The 15,567-nt window shown below is 65.9% G+C and carries 16 protein-coding genes; 13 read left to right on the forward strand and 3 right to left on the reverse strand.

Features of this window, described 5'->3' with window-relative positions; genetic code table 11:
• The first annotated feature begins 351 nt into the window (after positions 1–351).
• The 5 genes from M1D40_RS12835 to M1D40_RS12855 all read left to right on the forward strand — a co-directional run bounded on the left by M1D40_RS12835 (position 352) and on the right by M1D40_RS12855 (position 6,749).
• Positions 352–2,106: an ABC transporter family substrate-binding protein gene (locus M1D40_RS12835; protein ID WP_341393607.1), complete on the forward strand. Its 1,755-nt coding sequence runs from the start codon at positions 352–354 to the stop codon at positions 2,104–2,106.
• Between the two features lie 110 nt (positions 2,107–2,216).
• On the forward strand, positions 2,217–3,749 hold the full coding sequence (locus M1D40_RS12840; RefSeq protein WP_461169071.1) for an ABC transporter permease: 1,533 nt from the start codon (positions 2,217–2,219) through the stop codon (positions 3,747–3,749).
• Positions 3,750–3,761: 12 nt separating this feature from the next.
• Positions 3,762–4,799: an ABC transporter permease gene (locus M1D40_RS12845; protein ID WP_461169072.1), complete on the forward strand. Its 1,038-nt coding sequence runs from the start codon at positions 3,762–3,764 to the stop codon at positions 4,797–4,799.
• The gene (locus M1D40_RS12850; protein WP_341393604.1) at positions 4,796–6,583 is read left to right on the forward strand and encodes an ABC transporter ATP-binding protein; all 1,788 of its coding nucleotides are present in this window, start codon (positions 4,796–4,798) and stop codon (positions 6,581–6,583) included. Before M1D40_RS12845 ends, M1D40_RS12850 begins: the two co-directional genes overlap by 4 nt.
• Before the next feature lie 91 nt (positions 6,584–6,674).
• The gene (locus M1D40_RS12855; protein ID WP_369299106.1) at positions 6,675–6,749 is read left to right on the forward strand and encodes a 50S ribosomal protein bL37; all 75 of its coding nucleotides are present in this window, start codon (positions 6,675–6,677) and stop codon (positions 6,747–6,749) included.
• 113 nt (positions 6,750–6,862) lie between these two features.
• Here the strand turns inward: M1D40_RS12855 and rsrA are convergent, their stop codons facing one another.
• A complete protein-coding gene (gene rsrA / locus M1D40_RS12860; protein ID WP_341393603.1) occupies positions 6,863–7,123 on the reverse strand; it encodes a mycothiol system anti-sigma-R factor in 261 nt (86 codons plus the stop codon).
• Positions 7,120–7,803, reverse strand: a complete 684-nt coding sequence (locus M1D40_RS12865; RefSeq protein ID WP_341393602.1) for a sigma-70 family RNA polymerase sigma factor — start codon at positions 7,801–7,803, stop codon at positions 7,120–7,122. The genes rsrA and M1D40_RS12865 overlap by 4 nt, the downstream gene beginning before the upstream one ends.
• A gap of 347 nt (positions 7,804–8,150) precedes the next feature.
• Here M1D40_RS12865 and M1D40_RS12870 point away from each other — a divergent pair, with 347 nt between their 5' ends.
• The 8 genes from M1D40_RS12870 to M1D40_RS12905 all read left to right on the forward strand — a co-directional run bounded on the left by M1D40_RS12870 (position 8,151) and on the right by M1D40_RS12905 (position 15,097).
• Complete coding sequence (locus tag M1D40_RS12870; protein ID WP_341393601.1) at positions 8,151–8,732, forward strand: DoxX family protein; 582 nt, start codon at positions 8,151–8,153, stop codon at positions 8,730–8,732.
• 4 nt (positions 8,733–8,736) lie between these two features.
• Positions 8,737–10,149 carry a 3-phosphoshikimate 1-carboxyvinyltransferase gene (aroA, locus tag M1D40_RS12875; protein ID WP_461169073.1) on the forward strand — a complete coding sequence of 471 codons (1,413 nt, stop codon included), beginning with the start codon at positions 8,737–8,739 and terminating at the stop codon, positions 10,147–10,149.
• The gene (gene rsgA / locus M1D40_RS12880; RefSeq protein ID WP_461169074.1) at positions 10,149–11,264 is read left to right on the forward strand and encodes a ribosome small subunit-dependent GTPase A; all 1,116 of its coding nucleotides are present in this window, start codon (positions 10,149–10,151) and stop codon (positions 11,262–11,264) included. The genes aroA and rsgA overlap by 1 nt, the downstream gene beginning before the upstream one ends.
• Before the next feature lie 112 nt (positions 11,265–11,376).
• Positions 11,377–12,186, forward strand: a complete 810-nt coding sequence (gene hisN, locus M1D40_RS12885) for a histidinol-phosphatase (RefSeq protein WP_341393598.1) — start codon at positions 11,377–11,379, stop codon at positions 12,184–12,186.
• Between the two features lie 2 nt (positions 12,187–12,188).
• Entirely contained in the window at positions 12,189–13,004 is an 816-nt protein-coding gene (locus M1D40_RS12890) for a class I SAM-dependent methyltransferase (protein WP_461169075.1), read from the forward strand.
• Positions 13,001–13,474 carry a fluoride efflux transporter FluC gene (locus tag M1D40_RS12895; protein WP_461169076.1) on the forward strand — a complete coding sequence of 158 codons (474 nt, stop codon included), beginning with the start codon at positions 13,001–13,003 and terminating at the stop codon, positions 13,472–13,474. Before M1D40_RS12890 ends, M1D40_RS12895 begins: the two co-directional genes overlap by 4 nt.
• Positions 13,471–13,842, forward strand: a complete 372-nt coding sequence (locus M1D40_RS12900) for a fluoride efflux transporter FluC (RefSeq protein ID WP_461169077.1) — start codon at positions 13,471–13,473, stop codon at positions 13,840–13,842. Before M1D40_RS12895 ends, M1D40_RS12900 begins: the two co-directional genes overlap by 4 nt.
• A gap of 142 nt (positions 13,843–13,984) precedes the next feature.
• Entirely contained in the window at positions 13,985–15,097 is a 1,113-nt protein-coding gene (locus M1D40_RS12905) for a carboxylate-amine ligase (RefSeq protein WP_461169078.1), read from the forward strand.
• A 3-nt stretch (positions 15,098–15,100) separates the two neighbouring features.
• On the opposite strand, the gene M1D40_RS12910 is transcribed toward M1D40_RS12905, so the two are convergent.
• A complete protein-coding gene (locus M1D40_RS12910; protein WP_461169079.1) occupies positions 15,101–15,541 on the reverse strand; it encodes a DUF2568 domain-containing protein in 441 nt (146 codons plus the stop codon).
• Positions 15,542–15,567 lie beyond the last annotated feature (26 nt).

A 15,567-nucleotide genomic window follows, 5' to 3' on the forward strand; every position in this document is an offset into this window, starting at 1 on the left:
ATAATCACAAAAAAGCGGGTCCCGGTGTTCCACCGGGACCCGCTTTGCGTGAGGAAACATTGCGCAACAGTCCCAGCCCGCAGGTCCCCGAGCAGCCCCGGGCCGGCGGCCCAAAAGCGCCTTCTCCCCCGTCGCGGCGCGGATCTCACCGCCTCCGGAGCTTTCGCACACCACTCCTGCACACCACGCTCCCCCGGCCCCTCAGGTAACGATCAGTTAACATCCGCTAACAGTTAGCACACTCGAAACAATTAGTGGCTAGTCTTTCGGAACATGTGGCGGCCATCACGGCCGCTTTGGGGGAGCCGCCGATGGTGGTTCCTGACGACTCATCCTCAGTTAGGACTACGAATGCGTACTAAGCGCACGGCAACTCTTGCCGCACTTTCCGTGGGAGCCCTCTTCCTTGGCGCCTGCGGCTCAGCCGGAGGCGGCGAAACCGCCGAATCCGACACCACGGAGGACGCCAACCTCGCGTCGTCCATTTCCGTAGCCATCAGCCAGGCACCGGACTTTTACAACGGCGGAACGTCCAAGTCCAACAGCGTGTACAACACCTACGTGGACAACCTGGTGCACAGCAACTTCTCGGAGTACAGCCCCGAAGGCGTCATCCGCAACGAGGAGTTCGGCACCTTCGAAAAGGTCAGTGACGATCCCCTGACCGTGAAGTACACCATCAACGAGGACGCCGTATGGTCCGACGGCACGCCGATCGACTTCGACGACGTCCTGCTGAACTGGGCGGCTTTCTCCGGCAAGGTCCTCGAGGGCGAAGCGGAAATCTTCGAGCCCTCCTCGAACAACGGCTACGAATACCTGACGATGCCCGAGGGCGAAGCCGGGGCCAAGGAGTTCGAGTACGTCTACGAGACTCCTTACGCCGACTGGGAAAACCTGATGATCGGCTCCCTCATGCCCGCCCATATTGCGGCGGAGCAGGGCGGCCTGAGCGTTGAAAACGACGGCGAGGCACTCGTCGCTGCGATCCAGGACAACAACCTTGCTTCCCTGAAGCCTGTCGCCGAGTTCTGGAACACCGGCTGGGGTTATGCCGAGGGCCTCCCCTCGCTTCCCGACGCAGCACTGATTCCTTCCTCCGGCCCGTACAAGCTCGACAACGCGGCCGGCGGGAACCTCACGCTGACCAAGAACGAGGAGTACTGGGGCGAAGAGCGCCAGGGCGCCACCGACAGCATTGTCTTCAAGACCATCGAAGACACCGAAGCCGTTCAGGCGCTGCAGAACGGCGACGTGGACGTCATTGAACCGTCCGGTCCCACCGGTGACACGAAGGACCAGATCGAAGCCATCGGTGAGTCCGTTTCCATGGTCACCGGTACGGGCATGACGTTCACCCACATTGACCTTGACCAGTCCGAAAACGGCGTGTTCAAGGACCTCAAGGTCCGCCAGGCCTTCTCCAAGTGCGTTCCGCGCCAGGACATCGTGGACAAGTTCGTCAAGCCGGTCGACCCGGAGGCCACCGTGCTGAACCTGCGCGATTTCCAGCAGTCGCAGCCGGAGTACGACGAAGTTCTTGAAGCAGCCCCGGCCGCCAGCGAATACGATGAGGTTGACCTCGAAGGCGCCAAGGCGCTGATGGAAGAGGCCGGCAAGACCGCTCCCGTTGACGTCCGCATGCTGTACTCCTCGGCAAGCCAGGTGCGCGCCGACATCACTGCCCTGATCAAGGATTCCTGCGACCAGGCCGGCTTCAACATCATCGGCACCCCCGACGCCGAGTGGACCAAGAAGCTCGACGAGCTCGGCTCCTGGGATGCAGCAATCTTCGGCTGGGCCGGTTCAGGCCTGGTAGCCAGCGCGCAGTCGATCTATGACTCCGAGGGTGTCCAGAACTACGGCAAGTTCAAGAGCGAAAAGGTTGACGAGCTGTGGGACGAAATTGCCCGCACCACTGAAGCCGACAAGGTGCTGGAACTGAAGAAGGAACTCGAAGAGGAACTGGCCAAGGACGTCTACAACGTCGTTCTCTACACCCAGGCCGACATTGTTGCCCACAACTCCGGCATGGAGAACGTGGAGTACAACCCCACCCAGAGCGGCGTGACCTGGAACGCCTTCAAGTGGACCAAGAAGGCCTAACCAAGGCATCGCGCCGTAACGGTTAGAAACCGGGATGGGCAGACCACTGGTCTGCCCATCCCGGCTTTGTGCCGCAACGGCTTTTCGTACCATCCCCATAGGAGCCTTCGGTGTTCTTCTTCATCCTTAAAAGAGCGGTGACCTCGTTCTTCATCCTGCTCGCAGCCACCGTGCTGATGTTCGTGCTGGCCGTTAACTCGGGCGACCCCCTACAAGAGTTTTTCGAACTGCAAAGCGCTGAACGCGACGCCCGCATCGCCCAGACCACTGCGGCGCTCCACCTCGACCAGCCCGTGGCCGTGCGCTACCTGCTGTGGCTGCAGGAAGTGGGCCGCTGCATCATTCCCGGCGGCGCCGAATGCACACTGGGCCTGAACCGCGCCGGGTCTCCGGTCATCGACCAGCTGCAGACAGCCATCGGCTCCACGTTCCGGCTCGTTGTCGTCGCCACCCTCGTTGCCATTGTGCTCGGTGTTGCGGTCGGCCTGATCACCGCTCTGCGCCAGTACAGCGTCTTCGATTACTCCATTACCTTCGTTGCTTTCCTGCTCTTCTCCATGCCGCTGTTCTGGCTCTCCACTCTGCTCAAGCAGTACCTGGCGATTGACCTGAACACCTGGCTCGCCAATCCCCAAATGTCGTATCTGGGCATAGCCGTCATAGGACTCATCGCCGGAATCGTCGGGTCCGTGGTCCTCGGCGGCGACCGGCGTCGGCGCCTGCGTGTCTTCGCCATTGCTGCCGTTGCCACCTCGCTCACGTTCTACCTGCTGCTCATCACGAACTGGTTCAAGACACCGGGGCTGGGGCCTGTGGGCCTCCTGATCACAGCCTTCGGCCTGGCGCTGGGCATCACCGCCATGCTGGCGGGGTTCCGCCGCCGCCGGATCCTGTACGCGGCACTTGCCACCGCAGCCGCAGGCTACATCGGGTACCTGGTTACCCAGCCGCTGATGCAGGATCCGAACTGGGCGATCATCGCCGGCCTCACCGTCCTGACGCTGCTCGTCTCACTCGCCATCGGACATTTCGTCGGCGGGCCGTACGCCAAGCAAACCCGGAACCTGACGGCCGTCATCGGGCTGAGCATCGGTTTCTTCGTCTTTATCGATGCGCTCCTCAGCGCCTATCCGTCTCTGGCCCGCAAAAACGGCGGCCGCCCGATCCCGACCACCGGATCATCGACGCCCAACCTGCAGGGCACCTTCTGGGAAATCAACCTGGACTATGCGCTCTACCTGGTACTGCCCACCATTGCCATCATGCTGATCTCGTTCGCTACGTACACCCGTTACACGCGCGCCAGCATGCTTGAAGTCATGAACCAGGACTACGTCCGGACGGCACGGGCCAAGGGCCTGAGCGAACGGTCCGTGGTCGTCAAACATGCCTTCCGCAACGCGATGATCCCCATCACCACTTTGATGGCGTTCGACTTCGCCGGCGTCCTCGGCGGCGCGGTCATTACCGAGGCCGTGTTCGGCTGGAGCGGAATGGGAAAAATGTTCACGGAAGGCCTGAACAACGTCGATCCAAACGTCATCATGGCGTTCTTCCTGGTGACCGGCGTGGCCGCGGTGACCTTCAACATGCTGGCCGACATCGCGTATGCGTTCCTCGACCCGCGCATTAGCCTGAATTGATAGGCGGAGACCATGACTGAGAAAATACCGTCCGGCAGCAAGGGCAGCAGCCCGGAACTGACGAGCATGACTCTGGAAAGCCAGAGAACGGACATCGCAGACTCGCCCGCAACCCGGGCAGTGACTGCGGATCCGGAAATCACCGCAGCGAAGAGCCAGGGCCAGCTGGTCCGGGAACGGTTCCTCCGCCACAAGGGCGCTCTCGCGGGCATGGGCGGACTAATCTTCATCGTCCTGCTGGCCTTCACCTCGATCGGGCTCTCCGTCGGCCCGGTCCGCATCCCCGGCTGGTGGCCGCACACCTTCTCCTCGGTTATGCCCCTTGAAGACGGCGGGGCGCCCACCATCTCGTGGACCGGGCTGGGGAACCACCCCTTCGGGCAGGACACCCTCGGTCGGGACTACTTCGCCATGACCATGCGCGGGGCACAGATTTCACTGACCATCGCGTTCATCGTCGGCATTGTCGGGACCGTCGTCGGCACCGTGATCGGCGCCTTGGCCGGTTACTTCCGCGGCTTCACGGAAACCGTCCTGATGCGCTTCACCGACGTCATCATCACCATCCCCCTGCTCGTCGTGGCTGCAGTGCTGGCCAGCATCGTCTCCAAGGCCGGAATTGTCGTGTTCGCGATCTTCCTGGGCCTGCTGACCTGGACCGGACTGGCCCGCATCGTCCGGGGCGAGTTCCTCTCCCTGCGCGAAAAGGAATTTGTCGAGGCGGCCAAATCCGTTGGCGCCAGCTCCCGCCGCATCATCTTCAAGCACATCCTGCCCAACACCGTCGGCGTCATCATCGTTTCCGCGACACTGGCAATCTCAGGCGCCATCCTCCTGGAGACGGCCCTGAGCTTCCTCGGACTGGGCGTCCAGCCGCCGGACACCTCTCTGGGCAAGCTCATCAACGAGAACCGGGCCGCCATGACCACGCGCCCGTGGCTCTTCTTCTGGCCCGGCATCTTCATCGTCGCCATTGCCCTCACCGTGAACTTCATCGGTGACGGCCTCCGGGATGCGTTTGATCCCCGACAGACAAGGAACAAGCAATGAGTTCGGCACCCCTGTACAGCGACGTCACGCCATCGGCAGCCGCGGCCCCGATTCTGGAGGTCTCGGGCCTCGGGGTCGAGTTCAGTGTCGACAACAAGTGGGTGATGGCTGCGGAGGACGTCTCCTTCACGGTCCACCCCGGCGAAATCCTGGCCATCGTGGGTGAGTCGGGTTCCGGAAAGAGCATGTCTTCCATGGCCCTGCTGGGTCTGCTGCCGGGCAACGGCCGCTCCAGCGGCAGCGCCAAGCTGCAGGGCAAGGAACTGATCGGGGCCCCGCAGTCCACCCTCCGGAAAATCCGCGGAAACGATATCGCCATGATTTTCCAGGAACCCATGACGGCGCTTAATCCCGTCCTCACGGTGGGCGAGCAGATCAAGGAAATTATTGAGCAGCACACTGATGCTTCGCCGGCCCAGGCAAAGGTCCGGGCCCTTGAGCTGCTGCGCATGGTGGAAATCCCCGAACCGGAGCGGCGCTACGATTCCTACCCGCACCAGTTCTCCGGCGGCCAGCGCCAGCGGGCCATGATCGCCATCGCCATCGCCAACGATCCCATCCTGCTCGTGGCAGATGAACCCACCACCGCTCTGGATGTTACGGTCCAGGCAGAAGTCCTGGAGCTGCTCCGGAACCTGAACCGGCGGCTGAACAGTGCCGTCATGCTGATCACCCATGACATGGGGGTGGTCGCCGACCTTGCCGACAAGGTAGTGGTGATGGAGAAGGGCCGCATCGTGGAGGCCGCCCCCGTGGCCGAGCTCTTCAATAATCCGCGTGAGGACTACACCCGGCAGCTGCTGGCTGCCGTCCCCCACCTGGGTTCCAAAGTCGGCGGAGTGCTGTCCGCCGTGGAGGTGGAAGACGACGGTTCGCTGCAAATCTCCGATGCCCCGCGGGCTGTGATGAGGGAGTCGGCGGACCTTGCCACCCCCGACGCGGGAGTGGTTCCTGCCCTGCAGCTGACCGGTGTTTCCATTGAATACCCCGGCCGCTTCCGCCAGCCGGGCTTCAAAGCCGTCTCGGACGTCTCCTTCGTCATCAACCCCGGCGAGGTCATGGGCCTGGTGGGTGAATCAGGATCCGGCAAGTCAACCATTGCGCGCGCCGTCACGGGACTACTTCCGGTCAGCGCCGGCAGCGTGGACATCAACGGCACCAACATCGCGGGCCTCTCCCCCAAGGAGATGCGTCCCCTGCGGCGCAAATTCGCCATCGTGTTCCAGGATCCCGCTGCTTCGCTGAACCCGCGCATGTCCATTGGCGAATCCATCGGTGAGCCGCTGTTCCTCCACGAGAAGCTCTCCCGCGCTGACCTGGACCGCCGCGTGGAAGGCCTGCTGGACGATGTCCAGCTGCCGACCAGCTTCCGCAACCGTTACCCGCACGAGCTCTCCGGCGGGCAGCGCCAGCGCGTCGGCATTGCACGTGCCCTCTCGCTGCGCCCGTCGCTGCTGGTTGCCGATGAACCCACGTCCGCGCTGGACGTCTCGGTCCAGGCACGCGTGCTGGCCCTGCTCCAGGACCTGCAGCAGCAGTACGGCTTTGCCTGCCTCTTTGTCAGCCATGACCTGGCCGTGGTGGAAATTCTGGCCAGTCACATCGCAGTGCTGAACAAGGGGATCATGGTGGAGCAGGGGTCAACGGAACAGGTGCTGAAGTACCCGCAGGACCCGTACACGCGCCGGCTGCTGGCCGCAGCGCCGGTGCCGGATCCCGCCGAGCAGGCGCTGCGCAGGGAACAGCGCAACGCCCTCATGGCCGCCGGCAGTTCCGTCGAGTAACCCCCGCGTGCCCGGGCCCCGGTTTAGGTTGTCGGGCTCACCCTGTGGGACACTGGAGGGCAGAACTTTCAGCAAAACGAAGGAGGCAGCTATGAGCAAGCGTGCACGCAAGCGTCGTGATCGTAAGCGCGGCGGCGCCAACCACGGTAAGCGTCCCAACACGTAAGTCTTGGAACGAACCGTGTGGCCCATCGCCACTAGGAAAGAACCCCCGGAGCCTCGCGGCTGCCGGGGGTTCTTTTTGTTTCCTGGTACTGCGTTGTCTTCTGGTACAGCGGCCTAGTGGTCGGCGGTCTGGATCTGGCTGATCCGGTCCAGGATGCTGGCCTTGAGAGTTTCCGGGGCGGCTTCTGTGCAGGAACGCTTGACGACGGACCGGATGACGCACTCGAGGTCGTGTTCCTCGGCGCATTCGGGGCATCCGTCCAGATGCTCCTGGATCTCAACGATGTCTTTGTGGGACAGCGCGCCGTCCAAGTATTCATAGAGCCGTTCGATGCGGGCATCCTCGCAATCGCCCAGGCTTTGGCAATCGCTCATAGCGTGTTCCCCTGTTTCTTGTTCTGTGAGGCACCTGCAGCAGCAGGAGCCGACTTGCCGCGGATACCGCGTTCATGCGCATATTCAGCAAGCAATTCGCGGAGCATTTTCCTGCCCCGGTGAAGGCGTGACATAACGGTTCCGATGGGCGTATTCATGATTTCCGAGATTTCCTTGTACGCAAATCCCTCCACATCGGAGAAATAGACGGCCAACCGGAATTCCTCCGGAATGGACTGCAGCGCATCCTTTACATCCGAATCCGGAAGGTGGTCCAGCGCCACGGCTTCTGCCGAACGCAGCCCGGTGGAGCTGTGCTCGGCGGCACGCGCCAGCTGCCAGTCCTCCACGCCGTCCGAATTGGCCTGCAGCGGCTCGCGCTGGCGCTTTCGGTACAGGTTGATGTACGTATTCGTCAGGATGCGGTACAGCCAGGCCTTCAGATTGGTGCCCGGACGATACTGGTGAAAGGCAGAGAATGCCTTGGTATAGGCCTCCTGCACCAGGTCCTCGGCGTCGGAGGGGTTGCGGGCCATGCGCATGGCCGCAGAGTAGAGCTGATCCACATACTGCATGGCATCACGCTCGAAACGTATCTTGCGGGCCTCTTCCGATTCGGAAGCGACATCCAGCTCGGAGTCTTCCACCTGGGGGCTGCCTTCCGGCGCATCAGTTCTCATCAGTTTCAAGTCTACGGTGCGCGGCGCCGTCTCCACTCTTAGCTGAACCGAAGATACCGGGGGTGAAGCAACTGCGGCTGCAGCCGGCATGACCAGGGTAACTGGCACGTTTAGTCTCCTCACTGGTTTACGGACTCCGAAGGCCCTGCCTCCGGTGTCCCGGGGACGGCATTGAAGTAGCCGGCGTAAATGCCGTCTATCCTCTGAACGCGTCGACCGGGGAGCTTATTCCGTCCGGACGTTACGGAACCCGCCGGTCACCTAAGATGTGCCCGCTCCGTAAAAGTGCCAAACTAGGAGTATTCTGCCCGGCTATTCCGAGTCCGGACAGCAACCAGGAGGTCAATATGTCCGTTGTCCGTTTGCTCGCCCGCCCGCTGCTCGCCACCGGGTTCATTGCAGCCGGGGTTGACCGCCTGCGGGATGCCGATCAGACCGCTGAACAGCTGCGTCCCACCCTGAACCGCGTTGGCGGCATGGTTCCTTCCGCAGCCTCCGTCACCGGAAACCCCCAGCTCGTGGCCAAGGCCCTCGGAGCCACGCAGGTAGCTGCCGGCGCCCTCCTGGCCCTCGGAAAACTGCCCCGCCTGTCCGGCCTGCTGCTGACGGGCACCGCTGTCCTGAACGCAGTGGTGGAGTACAAGAACGCGGAAACCGACACCTCCGACGAGCGCAAAGCACGCCGCGCAGCCCTGCTGAAGAACCTCTCCCTTATCGGTGCGGTCCTGCTGGTTGCAGTTGACACCAACGGCCGTCCGGGCCTCGCCTGGCGGGCCGGCCACCTGGCTGACGACACCCGCCGCAGCGTGTCGTCCCTGGGCCGGGACGCCGGCCGCAAGTCGCGGTCCGTGAAGAAGGATGCTGCCAAGCAGCTGAAGAAGGCCAACCGCACCGTCCGCACCACTGCAGCCGGCATTGTGGGTTCCTAGCCACATGTCCTACCCCGCCGAACCGCAGACAGTCTCTCCCTGGCCCGCGCCCCGGGTTAACGCTCCGCTGGACGCCGAGGTCCGCATCCCGGGTTCCAAATCCCTGACCAACAGGTATTTGGTCCTCGCGGCGCTGGCCGACGGGCCCAGCAGGCTCCGGGCCCCCCTGCACTCGCGTGACACCGCCCTCATGGTCGCTTCCCTGAGGGCGCTGGGCGCCGAGGTGAGGGAGGTCGACGGCGACGGTGCCTTCGGCCCGGATCTGGAGGTGCGCCCGCTGGAAACGGGGAGTGTCTCCGACGCCCGGATTGACTGCGGTTTGGCGGGAACCGTGATGCGCTTCGTTCCGCCGCTGGCCGCCCTGACAAACGGGACCACGGCCTTCGACGGCGACCCGCACGCCCGCCTTCGGCCCATGTCCGCAACCATCAGCGCCCTCCGGGGCCTTGGCGTAACGGTGCAGGACGACGGCGCCGGCTCCCTGCCCTTCACGGTGACGGGCACCGGCGACGTCGCCGGCGGCCGGCTGGAGATCGATGCGGGAGCTTCCTCCCAGTTCGTCTCCGCCCTCCTGCTGGCGGGAGCCCGCTTCCGGAACGGCCTCCACCTGGTCCACGTGGGTTCAACCGTGCCCAGCCGCGAGCACATCGCCATGACCGTAGACGTGCTCCGCGGTGCGGGCGTTCACGTGGACGATTCCGTGCCGAACGAATGGAAGGTCGCTCCGGGTCCCATCCGGGCCTTCGACGTCACCATAGAACCGGACCTGTCCAACGCCGGCCCTTTCCTCGCCGCTGCGCTGGTGGCCGGCGGCAGGGTCCGCATGGCCGGCTGGCCGGAGCGGACTGCCCAGGTCGGCGACCGGTGGCGGCAGATCCTGCCCCTTCTCGGCGGCACCGCCACCCTGTCCGGCGGCACCCTGACAGTCACCGGAACAGGCAGGATCACGGGAGCCGAGCTCGCCGACACCAGCGAGCTCGCACCCACGGTGGCCGCGCTCTGTGCCCTGGCGGATTCCCCCTCGGTCCTTAGCGGGATTGCCCACCTCCGCGGCCACGAAACCGACCGGCTGGCTGCCCTGACCACTGAAATCAACCGTCTGGGCGGCGACGCCGAAGAGACGGCGGACGGCCTGTCCATCCGCCCGGCGCCCCTGCACGGCGGCACCTTTGAGACCTATGCGGACCACCGCATGGCAACGGCGGGCGCCCTGATCGGTCTCGCCGTGCCCGGTGTCCTGGTCCGGGACATCGGCACGACCGCCAAAACGCTGCCCGAATTCCCGCAGCTCTGGCAGGAACTGGCCGCCTCGGCGTCCGGACTTCCCGCTGCCCCCTCGCAACCCGCGCAACCTGCGCAACCTGCGCAACCTGCGTCTCCGCGCGCAGACGCCGCCACGGACGGGAGTCTCCGCTGATGCCCCGCTCCACCGGCAGCTGGGACGAATCGGACGTCCGGATCCGCCCCAACAAAAAAGGCTCCCGTCCCCGCACCAAGGACCGCCCCGCCTACGACGAAGCCGTAACGGGTCGGATTATCACCGTCGACCGCGGCCGCTACACAGCCGTCGTGGACGAGAACACCCCCGCCGAACGCATCGTCACGGCGGCACGCGCCCGCGAGCTGCGCCGCAACCCCGTGGTGGCCGGCGACCTGGTGTCGCTGGTCGGAGACGTTTCCGGCGGACCGGACACCCTCGCCCGGCTGGTGCGCATCCAGGACCGCCGCACGCTGCTGCGCCGCAGCGCCGATGACACCGATCCGGTGGAACGCGCCGTCGTCGCCAACGCCGACCAGCTGGTCATCGTGGTCGCCGCAGCCAATCCGGAGCCGCGCACCGGCTTCATCGACCGCGCCCTCGTTGCCGCCTACGACGCCGGCATCTCCCCCCTGCTGTGCATCACCAAGGCCGACATCAAGGATCCGGCGGAGCTGCTGGCGAACTACGAGCACCTGGACCTGGACGTCATCATCAGCCGCACGGCAGCCGACGACGCCTCGGGCATCGACGCCCGTTCCGACGACGGCTTGTCGGCCCGGCTGCAGGGCGACGCCGTGCAGCAGCTGCACGGCCATCTGGAGGGCAAGGTCTCGGTCCTCGTGGGCCACTCCGGCGTCGGCAAGTCCACGCTGGTCAACGCCCTGACCGGATCCGACCGCGCCACCGGCGGCGTCAACGCCGTCACCGGGCGGGGGCGCCACACCTCGTCGTCGGCCCTGGCCCTGAAGGTCCTGGACGCTCCGCCCGGCAGCTGGATCATCGACACCCCGGGCATCCGGTCCTTCGGCCTGGCGCATGTGGACCCCGACCGCATCCTGCAGGCCTTCCCCGATCTGGCTCCCGGCACCGAAACCTGCGAACGCGGCTGCCGGCACGATGACCAGGCCCGGGACTGCGGACTCGATCCGTGGGTGGAGTCGGGACAGGCCGGCGCTGCGGGCCCGGCCCGGCTGGCATCGCTGCGCCGGCTGCTCAGCTCCGGCACCCGCACCGAAAACCGCGCCTCGGCCAAGGAGCTGGGCGCGCAGTGAGTTGCGCAGTACCTGCTCCGGCGTCCCGAAACCGGCCCCAAACGGCGCCGCACCGGGCCCGGAGCCGTCCAATCGCGGGCAGCGCCCGCCGAATAAGGATAAGTTGAACAGTATGCCGTTCGCTCAGAACTACAACGATGACCTGCGACTCGCCCATGTCATGGCCGATTCCGTGGATGACCAGACCATGTCGCGCTTCAAGGCCCTGGACCTCAAGGTCGAAACGAAGCCGGACCTGACCCCCGTCACCGACGCGGACAAGGCAGCGGAGGACGCCATCCGCGGGCAGCTCTCCCGTGCCCGGCCCCGCGATGCCGTCCTCGGCGAGGAGTTCGGCTCGACCGGCTCGGGACCCCGCCGCTGGGTCATCGACCCCATCGACGGCACCAAAAACTTCATCCGCGGTGTTCCCGTCTGGGCCACCCTGATCTCCCTGGTCGACGACGGCGTCCCTGTCCTCGGCGTGGTCAGCGCCCCCGCCCTGGGCAAGCGCTGGTGGGCCGCCACGGGCACCGGGGCGTACATGGGCCGGTCGCTGGCAGCTGCCACCAGGCTGAAGGTTTCCAACGTCTCCAGCCTCTCCGATGCCTCGCTGTCCTACTCCAGCCTCGGAGGCTGGAAGGATCGCGGAAACTTCGACGAATTCATCGGGCTGACGGAGTCGGTCTGGCGCACCCGTGCCTTCGGTGACTTCTGGTCCTACTGCATGGTGGCCGAAGGCGCCGTGGACATCGCGTGCGAGCCGGAACTGAACCTGTATGACATGGCGGCCCTGGTTCCGATCATCACTGAGGCCGGCGGCCGCTTCACCTCCCTTGAAGGAGAGGACGGCCCGTTCGGCGGCAATGCCCTGGCCACCAACGGCGCACTGCACAGCGAAGTGCTCAACCGCCTGAACCCGGGCCTGGACGACCTGCTCTGACCATGGCTGGAGCAACACCGGGTCCGCGGCTTGAGGCCGTGCGGCGCCGCGAGCTGGCCCGCAGCTACGAGGCCGGCGGAGAACACTATGACCGCATCCGTCCCGAATACCCGCAGGAAGCGGTCAGCTGGCTCTTCACAGGGGTTGACGGCCCCGGCGGAGCACCCGGCGCCCGCGTAGCCGACATCGGTGCCGGCACGGGCAAATACACCCGTGCCCTGGTTGCCGCGGGCTACCGGCCCACCGCCGTCGACCCCTCCGCCGATATGCTCCGCCAGCTGCAGCAGGCGCTGCCGGAAGTTCCTGTCAGAGTCGGAACGGCGGAAGACACCGGACTGCCGGCGTCGTCGGCGGACGCCGCCACCGTCGCCCAGGCCTGGCACTGGTGCGACCCGCTTGCCGCGAGCACCGAACTCGCCCGGGTACTGCGCCCCGGCGGCTTCCTGGGGCTTATCTGGAACCAGCTGGACGTGAGCGTCCCCTGGGTACACCGCTATTCCCGCATCATCCACGCCGGCGATGTCCTGCGGCCCGGTTTCCGGCCGGTCGTGGGCCCGGAGTTTGTGCCGGATGCCTCCCATGTCACGCACTGGTCGCAGCCGATGACCCCGGAGGACCTGATGGAGCTGGCCAAGTCCCGGTCCTACTACCTTTCGGCGGCCGAATCGGTGCGCAGCAAGGTCCTGGCCAACCTGACCTGGTATCTCTTCGACCATCTGGGCCACCGTCCCGGCGAACCGGTGGACCTGCCCTACCTGACCCTCTCCTGGCGGATGCTTCCCGCGGCAGGATCCTCCGGGCCCCTGCCACACCGGTGACCGGGCCCTCCGGTGCACCGCCCGGTGCACAGCCAACCAGTCCTGACCTGGGCTGGCGCGTCTGGACCGCGGTGGCCGCGGGAGCTTTTGCCGGCGCGGAAGCCCGGTACGGGCTGCTGCTCCTTTTCCCGCCGGCACCCGGCTCCGCAGACTGGACCACGCTTGGCATCAATGCCGGCGCTTCCCTGGCCCTGGGCTTTCTCACGTCCTGGTGGCTTTCCCACGCGCCGGCCCCTTTTTGGCTTCGGGCCGGGCTCGGTCCGGGGTTCCTGGGGACCTTCAGCACGTTTTCCGCACTGGCCCTCTCCCTGGAACTTCCTCTCGGCACCGGCCTGCACGGCGAGTGGGTCAGTTACCTGGCGCTGAGCCTGGTGTGCGGCCTGGCCGCCGCGGCCGCGGGACTCCGGCTGGGATCCCGGGCCGGTGCCGCTGCTGCACGACGCCGCCGTTCCCCCGGGGCTGCCCCGTGACTGCGCTCTGGGTGGGACTGGCTGCCGTGCTCGGCGCCCTGGTCCGTTTTGCCCTGGACTCCTGGTTTGCCCGGCGGCAGCGTCCCGGACGGGCCGCCTTCCCGACGGCAACACTGCTGGTCAACATCGCCGGATCTTTTTTGATCGGTGCCTGCTTCGCACTGCTGACCCGGGGTGCCCTGGACCCGGGCGGCTATCCGGTTGCGGCCGCCGGTCTGGCCGGCGGACTCACCACTTTCAGTTCCTGGACCGTCGCCACCCTGGCCCTCTGGATGGACCGTCGCTACCTGGCGGCTGCGGGGAACCTCGCCGCCAATCTGGTGCTCGGCGTCGGCGCCGCGGCGGCGGGACGGCTGCTCTTCAGCTGAACCCGGGCACTACCTGTCCCTCATGGCACCTGTCCCGCGAGGTACCTGTCCCCCAAGGCCCGGACACATGTAATCTGGGGCTCCGCCCTTAGGCGCCTCAAGGCATTCCACCCGACTCTCTGCTGCGGAACAGGGGTACTACGTGGTCACTTTCGGTATTGAAGAAGAGTTTCTGCTCACGGAGCCGGGAACAGCGGTGCCGAGCACCCGCGCGGCCGAGGTCATCAGTTCCCTGACCCCCGGTGACGGCGGAAGCTTCACAAGTACCGCGGAGTTCCTGGCCTGCCAGGTGGAAAGTACCACCCCCATCTGCAGCGAGCCGGAGGAAGCGCTGGCTTCCCTGCTGGACTTCCGCGGACGCCTGGCTGCTGCCGCCGCCGAGGCGGGACTTGCCGCCGCTCCGACCGGGGCCGCTCCCCTGACCGGGCCGGGACCGGCGCTGGTCAGCGCAACCGTTCGGTACCGGCAGATGGGCGAGATGGCCGGGGGCGTCGGAGATGAGCAGTACGTAAACGGTACTCACGTTCATGTTGCGGTTCCCACCAGGGAAAAAGGAGTGCAGGTCCTGAACGGGCTCCGCCCGTGGCTGGCTACTCTGGGAGCGGTCAGCGCAAACTCCCCGTATTGGCAGGGACGGGACAGCAGGTTCGCGAGTTGGCGGATCATCCACTACCGCCGCTGGACGGTGCAGGGCTTTCCTCCGTTCTTTCAGGATGCCGCGGACTACGATGCCAGGCTGGCCCGGCTCACGGCCACCGACGTCGTCCTGGACCCCGGACACATCGGCTGGATCGCCCGCCTGTCCCACAATTTCCCCACCGTTGAAGTCCGGGTGGCCGATGCCCAGCTGGAGGCCAGGGACACCGTTCTGCTGGCGCTGCTGATCCGCGGACTGGTGACCACGCTGCTCGCTGAAGAGGACACCGACCCTGAAGGCAGCCCCGGCACGCGGGCAGATGCGGAGATGCTGGACGTCGGCCTGTGGCAGGCAGCGCGGTTCGGACTCGCAGGTAACCTTCTGGACCACGGCCACGGGGGCGGACACCTCGGACGGACCGCAGCCGGCCAGGTGGGCGCCCTGCTGGACTACATCCGTCCCGCCCTGGAAGATTCCGGGGACTATCCGTTCGTCAAGACCGGCATGGCGCATGTGCTATCCACGGGAACCGGCGCACAGCGGCAGCGGGAGGCGGTGCGCCGCGCCGGATTCGCCGGGCTGGCGCCGCTGTTTGCACGGTCGCTGACCGCCGGGTAAGTGTCAGCGCCGCTTCGCTGAACGCCGGCCCGCCGGTCTGGCCGGCGCCGCAACGGCGGGATACCCGGATACCAGGTCCCACACCAGGTTGACGGCAGCGGCTGCGCCCAGCAGAAGCGCCGGCACCGGGAGCCCGCTCATCATCAACGTTCCGGCTCCCGCCAGGAATGCCCCGGCAGCCACGAGGGGCAGCGCAGGCCAGGGCAGCCGGTTTTTGGCCCGGGGTGCCATCAGCAGCCCCCAGAGCAGCACGCCGCAGGCCAGCGCCGCGACAGCCGCAACGGCTTCATAGCCGGGGAAGGCTCTGATGGCCCCGTATGCCACGGCGAAAAGGAGGGCCGTTTCCAGCGCGAAAGCCAAGACCTGCCGCGCGGGTGACGGGCTGGTCCGGTGCGGAGCCCCGGCAGCGGAATTGCGGGCCGGAGCGATTTCTTTGTCTGTCACAGCAGCAACTTTAGCCCCAGCCATGA

The sequence above is a fragment of the Arthrobacter sp. Z1-15 genome (genome assembly GCF_054792395.1).